This window comes from Azonexus sp. (assembly GCF_030824335.1).
Lineage (GTDB): Bacteria > Pseudomonadota > Gammaproteobacteria > Burkholderiales > Rhodocyclaceae > Azonexus.
The window spans coordinates 17138-31087 of sequence record NZ_JAVBXX010000016.1 but is presented as its reverse complement, the minus strand read 5'-3'; the positions used below and the strand labels follow the sequence as shown (position 1 = coordinate 31087).

18 protein-coding genes are annotated in these 13950 nt (G+C 59.4%); 8 read left to right on the top strand and 10 right to left on the bottom strand.

From position 1 onward, the window contains the following. The first annotated feature begins 36 nt into the window (after positions 1–36). Together RCI20_RS11000 and trmL are read left to right on the top strand one after the other, a co-directional pair. Entirely contained in the window at positions 37–753 is a 717-nt protein-coding gene (locus RCI20_RS11000; RefSeq protein WP_306605411.1) for a ComF family protein, read from the top strand. Positions 754–795: 42 nt separating this feature from the next. After that, positions 796–1260, top strand: a complete 465-nt coding sequence (gene trmL, locus RCI20_RS10995; RefSeq protein ID WP_306605409.1) for a tRNA (uridine(34)/cytosine(34)/5-carboxymethylaminomethyluridine(34)-2'-O)-methyltransferase TrmL — start codon at positions 796–798, stop codon at positions 1258–1260. Between the two features lie 33 nt (positions 1261–1293). Here trmL and RCI20_RS10990 read toward each other — a convergent pair whose 3' ends face one another. From RCI20_RS10990 to RCI20_RS10965, 6 genes are read right to left on the bottom strand one after another with little or no spacing between them, the layout of a single operon-like run. Continuing rightward, positions 1294–2283 (bottom strand): NAD(P)H-dependent glycerol-3-phosphate dehydrogenase, encoded by a 990-nt coding sequence (locus RCI20_RS10990; protein ID WP_306605407.1) that lies wholly within the window; start codon positions 2281–2283, stop codon positions 1294–1296. Continuing rightward, positions 2280–2720, bottom strand: coding sequence for an SH3 domain-containing protein (locus RCI20_RS10985; protein ID WP_306605405.1), 441 nt, complete (start codon positions 2718–2720; stop codon positions 2280–2282). The genes RCI20_RS10990 and RCI20_RS10985 overlap by 4 nt, the downstream gene beginning before the upstream one ends. A 4-nt stretch (positions 2721–2724) precedes the next feature. Continuing rightward, a complete protein-coding gene (secB, locus tag RCI20_RS10980; protein WP_306605403.1) occupies positions 2725–3183 on the bottom strand; it encodes a protein-export chaperone SecB in 459 nt (152 codons plus the stop codon). A 26-nt stretch (positions 3184–3209) separates the two neighbouring features. Further along, entirely contained in the window at positions 3210–3476 is a 267-nt protein-coding gene (gene grxC / locus RCI20_RS10975) for a glutaredoxin 3 (protein ID WP_306605401.1), read from the bottom strand. Then, positions 3473–3898 (bottom strand): rhodanese-like domain-containing protein, encoded by a 426-nt coding sequence (locus RCI20_RS10970; RefSeq protein ID WP_306605399.1) that lies wholly within the window; start codon positions 3896–3898, stop codon positions 3473–3475. The genes grxC and RCI20_RS10970 overlap by 4 nt, the downstream gene beginning before the upstream one ends. Before the next feature lie 3 nt (positions 3899–3901). Beyond that, on the bottom strand, positions 3902–4198 hold the full coding sequence (locus RCI20_RS10965; RefSeq protein WP_306605397.1) for a helix-turn-helix transcriptional regulator: 297 nt from the start codon (positions 4196–4198) through the stop codon (positions 3902–3904). 100 nt (positions 4199–4298) lie between these two features. Between RCI20_RS10965 and RCI20_RS10960 the strand changes: the two genes are divergently transcribed. From RCI20_RS10960 to RCI20_RS10945, 4 genes are read left to right on the top strand one after another with little or no spacing between them, the layout of a single operon-like run. Further along, positions 4299–5678 (top strand): murein hydrolase activator EnvC, encoded by a 1380-nt coding sequence (locus RCI20_RS10960; protein ID WP_306605395.1) that lies wholly within the window; start codon positions 4299–4301, stop codon positions 5676–5678. Further along, positions 5675–7078, top strand: coding sequence for a S41 family peptidase (locus RCI20_RS10955; RefSeq protein ID WP_306605393.1), 1404 nt, complete (start codon positions 5675–5677; stop codon positions 7076–7078). The genes RCI20_RS10960 and RCI20_RS10955 overlap by 4 nt, the downstream gene beginning before the upstream one ends. Before the next feature lie 21 nt (positions 7079–7099). Next, complete coding sequence (locus tag RCI20_RS10950; protein WP_306605391.1) at positions 7100–7498, top strand: hypothetical protein; 399 nt, start codon at positions 7100–7102, stop codon at positions 7496–7498. Then, entirely contained in the window at positions 7495–8322 is an 828-nt protein-coding gene (locus RCI20_RS10945) for a molybdopterin-synthase adenylyltransferase MoeB (protein WP_306605478.1), read from the top strand. Before RCI20_RS10950 ends, RCI20_RS10945 begins: the two co-directional genes overlap by 4 nt. On the opposite strand, the gene ribD is transcribed toward RCI20_RS10945, so the two are convergent. Genes ribD through RCI20_RS10925 form a run of 4 tightly spaced genes read right to left on the bottom strand, consistent with a single transcriptional unit; the run spans position 8237 to position 11746 of the window. After that, positions 8237–9325, bottom strand: a complete 1089-nt coding sequence (gene ribD, locus RCI20_RS10940; RefSeq protein ID WP_306605389.1) for a bifunctional diaminohydroxyphosphoribosylaminopyrimidine deaminase/5-amino-6-(5-phosphoribosylamino)uracil reductase RibD — start codon at positions 9323–9325, stop codon at positions 8237–8239. The genes RCI20_RS10945 and ribD overlap by 86 nt on opposite strands. Beyond that, a complete protein-coding gene (gene nrdR / locus RCI20_RS10935; protein WP_076095398.1) occupies positions 9322–9792 on the bottom strand; it encodes a transcriptional regulator NrdR in 471 nt (156 codons plus the stop codon). The genes ribD and nrdR overlap by 4 nt, the downstream gene beginning before the upstream one ends. Before the next feature lie 6 nt (positions 9793–9798). After that, on the bottom strand, positions 9799–11049 hold the full coding sequence (glyA, locus tag RCI20_RS10930; protein WP_306605385.1) for a serine hydroxymethyltransferase: 1251 nt from the start codon (positions 11047–11049) through the stop codon (positions 9799–9801). Positions 11050–11089: 40 nt separating this feature from the next. Next, on the bottom strand, positions 11090–11746 hold the full coding sequence (locus tag RCI20_RS10925) for a histidine phosphatase family protein (RefSeq protein ID WP_306605383.1): 657 nt from the start codon (positions 11744–11746) through the stop codon (positions 11090–11092). Positions 11747–11847: 101 nt separating this feature from the next. Here RCI20_RS10925 and RCI20_RS10920 point away from each other — a divergent pair, with 101 nt between their 5' ends. Together RCI20_RS10920 and RCI20_RS10915 are read left to right on the top strand one after the other, a co-directional pair. Continuing rightward, complete coding sequence (locus tag RCI20_RS10920; protein ID WP_306605381.1) at positions 11848–12441, top strand: TRAP transporter small permease subunit; 594 nt, start codon at positions 11848–11850, stop codon at positions 12439–12441. Continuing rightward, positions 12438–13910: a TRAP transporter large permease subunit gene (locus tag RCI20_RS10915; RefSeq protein WP_306605476.1), complete on the top strand. Its 1473-nt coding sequence runs from the start codon at positions 12438–12440 to the stop codon at positions 13908–13910. Before RCI20_RS10920 ends, RCI20_RS10915 begins: the two co-directional genes overlap by 4 nt. Positions 13911–13950: the final 40 nt, after the last annotated feature.

Genomic DNA, 13950 nt, shown 5'->3' with positions numbered 1-13950 from the left:
ATCGGTAATTATGAATTATCCGAAACGGGGGGCCGGATGTCAATTTTACCCCAGCCAGCGGATTTGCAAGCGCATAGGCAAAACTCACGACCTGCCTGGCTGCCTGGAAGCTGCCTGCTTTGCCTGGCTGACACTGGGACAGAACTGCTGTGCCCAGCCTGCCAGACAGACCTTCCCGGCCAGCCGGAATACACCTGCCCCCAATGCGGCACAAGCACGACGCATGGCGAACGTTGTGGCAGCTGCCTGGTCCAGCCCCCCCACTTTGCCGGCATCACCACGCTTTTTCGCTATGATTTCCCGGTAGACCGCATGATTCATGCGCTGAAATACGGACATCAACTGGTGCTGGCCGAGTGGTTCGCCACCCGCTTGGCAGAAAAGCTCCGCGCGCATGTCTTTGATCGCATCATTCCCTTGCCGCTGCATCCACAGCGCCTTTGCCAACGCGGCTTCAATCAATCAGCCGAAATTGCCCGTACCCTGGAAAAATGCCTGCACATACCGGTCGACCGCAAGAGCCTGCAACGGCGTAACGCAACGCTGCCGCAAGCCAGTTTGCCGCTCAAGGAACGCTACAGCAATGTCCGTGGCGCCTTTGAGTGCCAAGAAGACCTGAGCGGCCTGCGCGTCCTTTTGATCGACGATGTCATGACTACTGGCGCCACCGCCAACGAATGCAGCCGCATTCTTGCCCTGCACGGTGCGCAACTGATCCATGTTGGCATCGTGGCACGCGCCCAGAAAGCGTGAATCCATGTTTTAATCGGCAGCTTTCCAGCCTGAAACCCTGCCGTGTTCGCCGTCGTCCTATACCAGCCCGAAATCCCGCCCAATACCGGCAATATCATCCGCATGTGCGCCAATACCGGCGCTGAACTTCATCTGGTCGAACCACTCGGTTTTGACCTCAGCGACAAACAGTTGCGCCGAGCCGGACTGGATTATCACGAATACGCCAAAGTCGTTCGTCATCCGGACTGGGCCGCCTGCCTCGCAGCACTATCACCTCGGCGCATGTTTGCCATGACGACCAAGGGCAGCCGCAATCTTTTTACGGTCAACTTCAAAGCAGACGATGTTTTTGTTTTCGGTCAGGAAACCGCCGGACTACCCGCCGAGGTACGCGATTCATTTGCGCCGGAATACCGGCTGCGCCTGCCCATGCAAGCAGGACAACGCAGTCTGAACCTGTCAAATGCTGCAGCCGTCACAGTCTTTGAGGCCTGGCGCCAGACCGGCTTTGGCAATGCTGCCTGACAGCTTAAGAAGCTCTTGTCACACGGGCAACGATCAGACCGCTTCTTCCTTCGGGTCACGTGCCATCAATTGTTCAAGTGCCTGACGGGCACTGAGACGGCCATCAAGCACTGCGGCCACGGCGCTACTGATCGGCATCTCGATGCCCAACTCCCGGGCCAGACGGTCCGTTTCACGTGCGGTATAGACCCCCTCCGCCACGTGTCCGAGTTCTTCGAGTATCTGCGGCAACAATTTGCCTTCGGCCAGCGCCAGACCAACACGGCGATTACGCGACAAGTCACCGGTACAGGTCAGAATCAGATCGCCCATGCCGGCCAAACCCATGAAGGTTTCGCGCTGAGCGCCCAAGGCCACGCCCAGGCGGGCAATCTCGGCCAGTCCCCGCGTCATCAGCGCCGCCCGCGAATTCAGGCCCAAACCAAGCCCATCGCAAACACCGGTCGCGATGGCCAGCACATTCTTTACCGCCCCCCCAACCTCGACACCAACCAGGTCATCATTGGCATAAATACGCAAGCGGGTGGCATGCAAAGAGCGGGCTGCCTCACGGGCGAATGCTGGATTATTCGCAGCCAGGGCCACGGCAGTTGGTTGTCCCGAGGCGACCTCCTCGGCAAAGCTCGGACCGGACAGCGCGCCGAATACAGCATCGGCGCCCAGAATGTCACCGACCACCTGATGCGCCAACTTACCGGACCCCGCCTCAAAACCCTTGCAGACCCAGAGCAGGGGCACCCGACAGGCAACTGCCTTCAGGTGTTCGACAGTCGGCCGCAAACCAGCAATTGGCGTTGCGATAATGAGCAACTCCGCACCGGCAACGGCCAGCGCAAAATCGGTTTCAACACGAACACTGTCCGGTAAACGATAGCCAGGGAAAAACCGTTTATTTTCCCGACTATTTTGTAAGTCGACCGCAACATCCGCCTCACGCGACCACAGGGTGACGTCATTACCTTTGGCAAAGGCAATGGATAGCGCAGTGCCCCAGGCACCCGCCCCCAAAAGCGTCAGTTTCATAAGCCCCAGACCTGCGTCGACCGCACGAAGCCAGTCGCGCCATCGCGATGGCGCGCCTTCACCCAACCTGTAGTACCCGGACCGAGATATTCCAGCACGACCCACTTGTCCAAGCGACCGACAAGCGGTGCATCAGCTTGCTCCGCCTGGCGCAACTCGCCAGTCGCTGCTGTAACAATCAAGGTTCGCCCTTCTGCCAACTGAGCGGCTTCGATCCAGGCCAGCGTACCTTCGGCATCGCGCACCTTGAGCCAGCCCTCAAGCCTGACCACAACTTCAACCGGTGTTTGCGCCTTGATCAGATAAAGCTTTTTTGCCTTCTGCGATGGGGCGTCATAGAGGATGGCTGCAGGAACGGCCACCGAACGGTAATCCACCGCCATCACCGAGGCAGAAAAACTCAAGGACAACGCAGCAAGAAGCAGTCGACACTTCATCGGATTACTGGAGCGAAGCCCCGGCAGCTTCCTGCTGCTCTTGCATGCGCTGCATGTACATCGATTCGAAGTTGACCGGCTGCAGCACGATCGGCTGGAAGCCGGCACGAGTCACTGCGTCTGAAACGGCTTCGCGGGCGTAGGGGAACAGAACATTCGGGCAGGCAATGGCGACCAGCGGCTCAAGTTGCTCTTCGGGAACATTGACGATACGGAAAATACCCGCCTGGCCGACTTCAACCAGAAACACCGTTTTTTCACCAATCTTGGCAGTCACCGTCACTGTCAGCACGACTTCGTAGACACCTTCACCGACACCACGGCCGGAAGTGTTGAGCTGAACACCGACTTGCGGCGCTTCCTGTTCCAGGAAAATTTCCGGGGAATTCGGCACTTCTACCGACAGATCCTTGACGTAAAGCTTCTCGATGCCGAAAACCGGCTGCTGTTCGTTCTGTTCCATGTTTCGCTTTCTGATAAGTAATAGTTTCAGGCTTCGCCAGCCAGCAGGGGCAAGAGTTTACCGGCCGAGTCGAGCGCATAGAGGTCGTCACAACCACCGACATGCGTCTCACCGACAAAAATCTGCGGCACGGTGCGCCGTCCGGTTTTTTGCATCATTTCATCGCGGCGCTCGGGATCAAGATCCACCCGAACCTCCTCGATAGCCGTTACGCCACGCGCTGAAAGCAACTGCTTGGCGCGAATGCAATACGGGCAAACAGCCGTGGTGTACATCAACACAGCTTGCGTCATTTTTTACGTCCGGTCTTGCTAAGGGGATAACTCGCACCAACCCAGGCATCCAGGCCGCCGGCCAGATTGTACAAACTCTCAAAACCGTTCTTTTTCAATGCACTGCATGCCTGATTGGAGCGCATGCCGGCAGCACAGCAGACGATGACTGGCTTGGCCTTGAATTTTTCGAGCTCGGACAAACGCTCAGCCAATTTGCCGACCGGGATGTTGATCGCAGCAGAAATATGGCCGGCGGCAAACTCCCCCGGTTCACGTACATCGATCACCTGCGCGTCTTCACGATTGATCAACAGGGTTGCCTCTGCCGGGCTGACCTGACGGCCAACTGGGCGGAAAACCAGAGGCCACAACAAACCCAGACCGCTGACCACAACGATCCCGACAAGCAAAATATTCTGATTGATAAAGTCCATCGGCATTACTTAATTCTCCACACCACAAAAAACTTCGCGCATCATGCCGACGAGCTGCAGGGTGCGCTGATCGCCCACCCGATAAAAAACACGATTGGCATCCTTGCGCGTCAGCAGAACACCTTTTTCACGCAGAATGGCCAGATGTTGGGAAATATTGCTCTGCGAGGTCCCTACCGCTTCCACAATCTCTTGTACACACGCCTCCTGATCGCCGACGACACAAAGAATCTTCAGGCGCAACGGATGGGCGATCGCCTTCAGCGCGCGCGCGGCCAATTCGATGTGTTCCTGCTTGTCGATCAAGCTGAAGGAAGGAGCGTCCAAGATAAAACCTCTGTTTGGTTGAACGGTTGATTATAGAATAAGCCTCGCAATTCCAAGAACTCATTCAAGAATTTCCCTGATGCCCCAGCCCCCAACAAGCAAGACTTCCGGTCCCTTCGTGCCGGCCCGAAGACTGCTTCCGCGCCTGTTTTTGCTTATTGCGCTGGCCATCAGCGGCCAACCGGTGCATGCCCGCCCCGCTGCAAGCAGCGCACCCGATGTGGCAGAAAAACGCGCCGATCTCGATGAATTGCGCAATCGTATCGAAGGCTTGCGCAAGGAACTGAGCGCCAGCGAAGGCACCCGCGCGGACGCCAGCGACCGCCTGCGCGAATCGGAACGCCAGATATCCCGGCTGCAACAAAAACTCCATGAGCTCGGACAGCAGCGAGGAAACTTGCAACGCCGACTGGAAACACTGGAAGCGCAATCCCATGAGCTCGGCAAAACGCTGTTGCAGCAACAAGCGCAACTGGAAAAGCTGCTCTATCGGCAATACCTGCGCGGCAACCCCGACTCCCTCCACCTCCTGCTGAATGGCAACGACCCCAACCAGATGGCGCGCGACTTGCACTACTTATCCGCCATCGCTGCCACGCGAGCCGAGCTAATGGGTGAAGTCAGCGCAACCATCGCGCAGAAAAAAGCGTTGGCAGCCGACACAAGGGAACGCACCGACGAACTCAGTGGCGTTGAAACCGAACAGAAAAAGCATCACGCCGAACTGGAAAAGCAGCGCCAGGAACGCAAAGCCTTGCACGCTGAACTATCGAACAAGGTGCGTGCCCAACGGCAGGAGATTGGCTCGCTACAACGCGATGAAAAACGCATGAGCCAACTGGTCGACCGCCTGTCCAAAATCCTGGCTCAACAAGCCGCTGCGCGCGCCGCCGAGGATATTCGACGGCGCCAGGCGGCACAAGCCGCGGCAGAAGCAGCACGGCGCAACGAAAAAACAGAAAAATCGCAAGCGCGCAACGAGCCACCGAAAGAACGCAGCGAACCGCCAGCACGCCACCAGGCTGAAGCCGAGAACCGTTACGAGCCAGCGGCGAACAACGGCAGCTTTGCCCGGCAAAAAGGCAAGCTGCGCTTACCGACACGCGGCACGGTGGTCGGTCGTTTTGGCGGCAGCCGCGAAGGCGGTGGCCAATGGCGCGGTCTGTTCATCCGCGCCGGCAGCGGCAGCGAGGTCAAGGCGGTAGCCAGTGGCCGCGTCGTGTTTTCCGAATGGATGCGTGGTTTTGGCAATCTGCTGATCATTGACCACGGCGATGCCTACCTGTCGATTTATGGCAACAATGAATCCTTGCTCAAACAAGTCGGGCAAGCAGTCAGTGGTGGCGAAACCATTGCCAGCGTCGGCAATACCGGAGGCAATCAAGAATCCGGTTTATACTTTGAAATCCGCCACAAAGGGCAACCGATCGACCCCCTGTCTTGGGCCAGTCTGAAATGAGCAAAATCAAAACTCTTAGTCTCACCGTCGGCAGTTTTATCGCTGGCGCCCTGATCACCCTGCAACTGCCGGCCTTCGCCGACAAGGACGTCAAGCCTGGCTTGCCGATCGAGGACTTGCGCACTTTTGCCGAGGTCTACAGCGCCATCAAACAGGGCTATGTCGAGCCGGTTGAAGACAAGAAAATGATCTCCAATGCCATCTCCGGCATGCTGTCCAACCTCGACCCGCACTCCGCCTATCTGGATGCCGATGCCTTCAAGGATCTGCAGGTTGGCACCCAGGGTGAATTCGGCGGTCTCGGCATCGAAGTCGGCATGGAAGACGGCCTGGTCAAAGTTGTCTCACCGATCGAGGACACCCCGGCCTACCGCGCTGGCGTCAAGGCTGGCGACCTGATCTTCAAGCTCGACGAAACACCGGTCAAGGGCTTGAGCCTGTCCGATGCCGTCAAGAAAATGCGCGGCAAGCCCAAGACTTCGATCAAGCTGGGCATCCTGCGCAAGGGTGAAACCAAGCCGCTCGAAATCACATTGGTGCGCGAAGTCATCAAGGTGCAGAGCGTCAAGTCGAAAATTATCGAACCCGGCTACGGCTGGGTGCGCATCACCCAATTCCAGGAAACCACCATCCCCGATCTGGCCAAGCACCTGAACAACCTTTACAAGGATGGCGAACTGAAAGGCTTGGTCCTTGATCTGCGCAATGACCCGGGCGGTTTGCTGCATGGGGCAATCGGTGTATCGGCAGCATTCCTGCCGCCTGATGTGAAGATCGTATCGACCGATGGCCGCACCGAAGATGCCAAGCAGGAATTCCTCGCCCGCCCGCGCGACTACCTGCGCGGCACCCGCGAAGATCCGTTGCGCACTTTGCCAACCGGCGTCAAAAAAGTCGCAATGGTTGTTTTGGTCAACGGCGGCTCGGCATCGGCTTCGGAAATTGTCGCCGGCGCCCTGCAAGACCACAAACGTGCAGCGGTTGTCGGTACACAAACCTTCGGCAAGGGCTCCGTTCAGTCGGTCCTTCCGCTGCCCGGCAACACTGCCATCAAACTGACCACGGCACGTTACTACACACCGGAAGGCCGCTCCATTCAGGCCAAGGGAATCACGCCGGACATCATCGTCGAAGAAAGCGCCAACGGCGCGGGCAACGCCCCACGTATCCGTGAAGCGGACCTTGAGCGCCACCTGGAAAACAAGCGGGAAACCGAAAGCCAGAAACCGGTGGATACCAAGACACCGCAAAAGCCAACCACCAAGAATGGCAAGGACGCAAAAGATAGCGATGATGAGATGCCGGCCCGGCTGGAATATGCCAGCAAGGAGGATTACCAGTTCCAGCAGGCACTGAACATCCTCAAAGGCTTGCAGATCATGCAAAGCAAAACGAAATAGGCATTCTCATCGGGAGGGATGATGAACCCAGACCTCAAGAAAAAACGCGAAATCCTGTTCTCAAAGTTCCCGCCCGGGCAGGTGCCCGAGGCGGCGGATGATTTGCAGCACATGGAAGAACTCAGTGTCGAACCCAAGTATGAGAAGCGTGCGCTGGATGTCGCTTACAACCTTCAGCAACACACACTGGAAGAACTGGAAGAACACTTGGTCGACAAGGGATTTCATCTCGACAATACCCTGATGAGCAAGCTGACCCGTGCCCTGATCCATTACGTCGAAGACACCCAGTTGCACAATCTGGGCGTACCGGAAAAGCTTATCAAACCGTCAGCCCAGGAAGCCTATGTGCAAGCCTGGGAGCAACGACCGCACGGCGACCACGACGATACGCCGCCGGAGTGGCGCGAGTACAAGTGACCGACGAGCAGTTACTGCGCTACAGCCGCCACATCCTGCTCGACGCACTGGGCATCGAAGGCCAGCAACGCATCCTCGACACGCATGCGCTGATCATCGGCGCCGGCGGCCTGGGCTCGCCGGCCGCGCTCTACCTCGCCTCGGCCGGCATTGGCCGGATCACGGTGGTCGATGACGACGTCGTCGACCTGACCAACCTGCAGCGCCAGATCATTCACACCGAAGCCCGCGTCGGCATGGCCAAGGCCGCATCGGCCCAGGTTGCACTGGCCGCGATCAATCCTGCGGTCGACGTCGTTCCGGTGCAAAAAACGCTGGCCGGCGCCGAACTCGATGCCTTGGTTGCCAGCGCCGACATCGTCCTCGACTGCACCGACAACTTTGCCACCCGGCACGCCATCAATCGGGCCTGCGCGCATCACCGCAAACCGCTGGTGTCCGGCGCCGCCATCCGCTTCGACGGCCAGGTCAGCGTCTACGACCTGCGCCGCGACGATGCGCCGTGCTATCACTGCCTGTTCCCCGAGGGTGAGGATGTCGAGGAAGTCCGCTGCGCCGTGATGGGCGTGTTCGCACCGCTGACCGGCATCGTCGGCACGATGCAGGCAGCCGAGGCGCTGAAGCTGGCGGCCGGCATCGGTGAATCGTTGAGCGGCCGCTTGCTGCTGCTCGATGCATTGAACATGGAATGGCGCACGGTGAAATTCCGGCAGGACGCCGACTGCGCGGTTTGCGGCCCTAACTCGGCCGGGCGATCAGGCGAATATCCGGGCCAATCTGGCGCACATCACGAATCTGCAACGCCTGCTTGCCGGCCAGCGTAGTCAGCGCCGGCAGGCCGAACAGGCCATTGGCGTCGTCACCGATCAGGCACGGCGCGAAGTAGAACAGAAACTCATCGACCAGCCCTTCGCGCAACAACGAGCCATTGAGCTTGCAGCCGGCTTCGGCGTGAACTTCATTGATGCCGCGCCGCCCGAGTTCTTGCATCAATCCGGGCAGATCGACCTTGCTCTGCGAATTCGGCAGAAAAACGATTTCTGCACCGGTCGACCGCAATATTTCAGCCTTTTCCGGATTGTCGACGGCCGCGGCGATCAACACCGGGCCAGCTTGCAGAACTTTCGCCGTCGCCGGCGTCTCCAGCCGGCTGTCGACGACCACCCGCAGCGGCTGGCGCGTCGTCTCGACCTCGCGCACCGTCAGGCTCGGGTCGTCGTCGCGCACCGTGCCGTAGCCCGTCAGGATGGCGCATGCCCGCGCCCGCCAGCGATGGCCATCGCGCCGGGCGTCCGGCCCGGTGATCCACTGGCTGACGCCGTTGTTCAGCGCCGTCTTGCCATCCAGACTGGCCGCCGCCTTCAGGCGCAACCAGGGACGACCGCGGGTCATGCGCGAGACAAAGCCGATGTTCAGTTCGCGCGCCTCGTTTTCGAGCACGCCGCTCGCCGTCTCGATGCCGGCCGCCTGCAACATGGCCAGGCCTTTGCCGGCAACCAGCGGGTTCGGATCGGTCATCGCCGCGATCACACGGGAAACGCCAGCCGCGATCAGCGCTTCGGCGCAGGGCGGCGTACGGCCGTAATGACTGCAGGGTTCCAGCGTGACATAGGCCGTTGCGCCCCGCGCCCGCTCACCGGCAGCCTTCAGCGCATGGACTTCGGCATGCGGCTCGCCGGCCTTTGCGTGCCAGCCTTCGCCAACGATTTCACCAGCCTGAACCAGTACGCAACCGACGCGAGGATTGGGTGAAGTCGTCCACAACCCCCGCTCGGCCAGTTGCAGCGCACGCGCCATCAGCCGATAGTCGTCGGCGGTGAAACTCATTTTTTCCGCGGCGTACTGGCGGGAGAAACTTCGCGAATCGCCTTGGAAAAGGCGTCGACGTCCTCGAAATTGCGATAGACCGAGGCAAAGCGGATGTAGGCGACCTTGTCGAGCTTCTTCAACTCGCGCATCACCAATTCGCCCAGTTGCTGCGTGCTGATTTCGCGCTCGCCGGCGGTCAGTAGCCTTTCTTCGATATCGGCGACCGCGGCATCGACCGACTCGATCGATACCGGCCGCTTGCGCAAGGCCAGTTCCAGGCTGGCACGCAGCTTGGAACGGCTGAAGTCGGCGCGCAGGCCGTTCTTCTTGACCACCTGCGGCAGCTGGATTTCGGCCCGCTCGTAGGTGGTGAAACGCTTGTCGCAGGCACTGCACTTTCTGCGGCGGCGAACAATATCGCCTTCATCGGAAACCCGGGTATCGACGACCCCGGTTTCGTCATTGCCGCAGAAAGGGCATTTCATCGCGGCTTATTTTCCGTAAACCGGGAAACGCTTGCACAGTTCGGCAGCCTTGGCGCGCACCGTTGCCGCCACGGCTTCATCGTTCGGCGCATCGAGCACGTCGGCGATCAAGTGGGCAACCTGCTCGGCTTCGATCTCGGTGAAACCGCGCGTCGTCATCGCCGGCGAACCGATGCGGATGCCGGAGGTGACGAAAGGCTTCTGCGGGTCGTTCGGGATGCCGTTCTTGTTGACGGTGATGTGGGCACGACCCAGTGCGGCCTCGGCTTCCTTGCCGGTGATGTTCTTGGAACGCAGGTCGACCAGGAAGACATGGCTTTCGGTGCGCCCGGAAACGATGCGCAGGCCACGCTCTTCACCCAGCACGCGAGCCATGACACGGGCGTTCATGATCACCTGTTCCTGGTAGTTCCGGAATTCCGGCGATGCGGCTTCCTTGAAGGCGACGGCCTTGGCGGCGATCACGTGCATCAGCGGACCACCCTGCAGGCCGGGGAAGATGGCGGAATTGATCGCCTTCTCGTGCTCGGCCTTCATCAGCACGACGCCGCCGCGCGGACCGCGCAGCGTCTTGTGCGTGGTCGTGGTGACGACATCGGCGAAGGGCACCGGGTTCGGGTAGAAACCGGCGGCGATCAGGCCGGCGTAGTGGGCCATGTCCACCCAGAAGATGGCGCCGACTTCCTTGGCGATCTTGGCGAAGCGCTCGAAATCGATGCGCAGCGCGTAGGCCGAGGCACCGGCGACGATCAGGCGCGGCTTGTGTTCGCGGGCCAGCGCTTCCATCTTGTCGTAGTCGATTTCTTCCTTTTCGTTCAGGCCGTAGGAGACGACGTTGAACCACTTGCCGGACATGTTCAGCGGCATGCCGTGGGTCAGGTGACCGCCTTCGGCCAGGCTCATGCCCATGATCGTGTCGCCCGGCTTGCAGAAGGCCATCAGCACGGCCTGGTTGGCCTGCGAACCGGAGTTCGGCTGGACGTTGGCGGCATCGGCGCCGAACAGCGACTTGATGCGGTCGATGGCGATCTGCTCTGCGACATCGACGTGCTCGCAGCCACCGTAGTAACGCTTGCCCGGATAACCTTCGGCGTACTTGTTGGTGAGCTGGGAGCCTTGCGCTTCCATCACGGCGTTGCTCACGTAGTTTTCGGACGCGATCAGTTCAATATGGTCTTCCTGACGCTGGACTTCGGCCTCGATGGCCTGCCAGAGTTCGGGATCAACTTTTGCCAGGGTATCTTGCGCAGAAAACATGGGGGAATGCCTCAAGCCGTTGAAAAGGGCAGGAATTTTATCACGAAGGCAGTTCGTCCAGCGCACCGTCTGCCAGATGTGCGGTTTCGCCCCAGGTTTCCACGGTCCACCGGCCGTCGACCGTGGAAATCCAGTTAATGCCTGCGTTCGGAATCAGGAAATCGCGCGGCATTTCGAGCGGATTGCCGCGCACAAAGCGATTGATCACATCCAGCACGCCACCATGAACCACAACCACAATTTGCTGTCCACGATGCCGCCCAGCCAGCTCAAGCAGTTGATTGGTCACCCGTGCAAACATGACTTTCAGGCTTTCGCCATGCTCAAAATCATAATCGGCATTACGCCCTTCAAAGGCGGCATAGCCAGCAGGAAACGTCGCCTCGGCCTCGGCGTAGGTCAGGCCTTCAAAAACGCCGTAACGTCGTTCACGCATCGCCGGAACGGCACGCGGCGCGAGGCCCAATACCAGGCCAATCGCCTCTGCGGTACGCCACGCGCGCTTGAGGTCGCTGCTGTAAAGCGCGACAATACCGGCTGTTTTCAGCCATCGGCCTGCTGCCTCGGCCTGACGTACACCGGTTTCATTCAGACCGATGTCGATCTGACCCTGGATGCGACGTGCGGCATTCCATTCGGTCTCACCATGACGCACCAGACAGATGCGCGTGGGCACACTGGTCGGGGTTTCCAGCATGTTGCCTCCAGAAGATTCGAGTACATTGTGGGTAGCGGTGAACGTCACCAGATTCCGGCCACAGCAGAAGCCGGGAATTCTATCAACGGAGGAGAATTTTCGTGACCTTATTACTCAAGCTTTCACAGTTGATCGACTGGCTGAACGAACGCGTCGGCAAAGGCGCTTTCTGGCTGGTCCTGATCATGACCGTGATCAGTGCCGGCAACGCAACCGTACGTTTCACCGTCGACTACAGCTCCAACGGTCTGCTGGAAATCCAGTGGTACCTGTTTGCTGCCATCTTTCTGCTGTGCGCTCCGTACACGCTGCAGAAGAACGAGCATGTCCGCATCGACGTACTATCTGGCAAGTTATCACCACGCGGTCTCGCCATCATCGACATCATCGGCACGCTGTTTTTTCTGTTGCCAATGGTTATCGCTGTCCTCTGGCTGTCGCTGCCGCTGATCGCGGAATCCTACAAAATCAATGAAATGTCGGCCAACGCTGGCGGCCTGATCCGCTGGCCAGTAAAAATTCTGTTGCCGATCGGCTTCACACTACTCGCGCTGCAGGGCATCTCCGAACTGATCAAGCGCCTCGCCTTCCTGGCCGGCATGATTGAAGACCCCAACGCCAAGAAGAAAGAACCCACCCCCGAAGAACAACTGGCCGCCGCCATCGCTGCAGCCAAAGCCCAGGAGGCAAAATAATGGAATGGGTCATCGCCAACATGGCGCCGCTGATGTTCGGCGCCCTCGTCGCCTTCCTGTTGTTCGGCTATCCGGTCGCCTTTGCACTGGCCGCCAACGGTATTGTTTTCGGACTGATCGGCATTGAACTCGGCTTATTGCAGCCGGCACTATTTCAGGCACTACCCGAGCGCATCTTCGGCATCATGGCCAACGACACATTGCTGGCCATCCCCTTCTTTACCTTCATGGGGCTGATCCTTGAACGATCCGGCATGGCCGAAGACCTGCTCGACACCATCGGGCAACTCTTTGGCCCGATTCGCGGCGGTCTGGCCTACGCAGTGATTTTCGTCGGCGCACTGCTCGCCGCAACGACCGGCGTGGTGGCCGCCTCGGTGATCTCGATGGGACTGATCTCGCTGCCCATCATGCTGCGCTATGGCTACGACAAACGCCTCGCCACCGGGGTTATTGCCGCCTCCGGCACCTTGGCCCAGATCATCCCGCCATCGCTGGTGCTGATCATCATGGCCGACCAACTCGGTCGTTCGGTCGGCGACATGTACGAAGGCGCGATGATCCCCGGCCTCGTCCTGACCGGCCTTTACTTTGGCTACGTCGCCCTGATCACAATCATCAAGCCAGACGCAGCCCCGGCCTTGCCGCCGGAAGCCCGCAGCTTGCGCGGTCTCAAGCTGATGACCCGCGCCCTGACCTCGCTGGTTCCGCCGCTGATCCTGATTTTCCTGGTCCTCGGTACGATCTTCCTCGGTATCGCAACACCGACCGAAGGTGGTGCAATGGGTGCAGCCGGTGCACTGATCCTGGCCATCAGCCGCAAGCGCCTGTCCTGGAAGCTGATGAAGCAGGCAATGGAAACCACCGGCAAGCTGTCCTCCTTCGTGGTTTTCATCCTGGTCGGCTCCACGGTCTTCGGCCTGACCTTCCGTGCCGTCAACGGCGACCTGTGGGTCGAGCATCTGCTGCTGTCGCTCCCTGGTGGCGAAGTCGGCTTCCTGATCGTGGTCAACATCATGGTCTTCCTGCTGGCCTTCTTCCTCGACTTCTTCGAACTCGCCTTCATCATCGTGCCCCTGCTGGCTCCGGTAGCAGACAAGCTGGGGATCGACCTGGTCTGGTTCGGTGTGCTGCTGGCGGTCAACATGCAAACCTCCTTCATGCATCCCCCATTCGGATTCGCGCTGTTCTACCTGCGCTCGGTTGCCCCGGCAGCCATCAAGACCACGGACATTTACTGGGGCGCCATTCCGTTTGTCTGCATCCAGATCATCATGGTCGCCCTGATCATCCTGTTCCCGAACATCGTCAGCTACGGCGATCCGGCGCAGAAGGAAATGCAGCGCATGGAACGTGAAGGCACCGCCCCCGTCATCAATCTGGACACCTTGATTCCGCAGGGTGACGATGGCGAGGAAACAAAGGGCGATGGAGAACTCCTGAAGGGCCTGCAAAGCAACGACAACTAAGAAGCTAGCTCAACACATCCGGAAAACGGGGCCATCACCG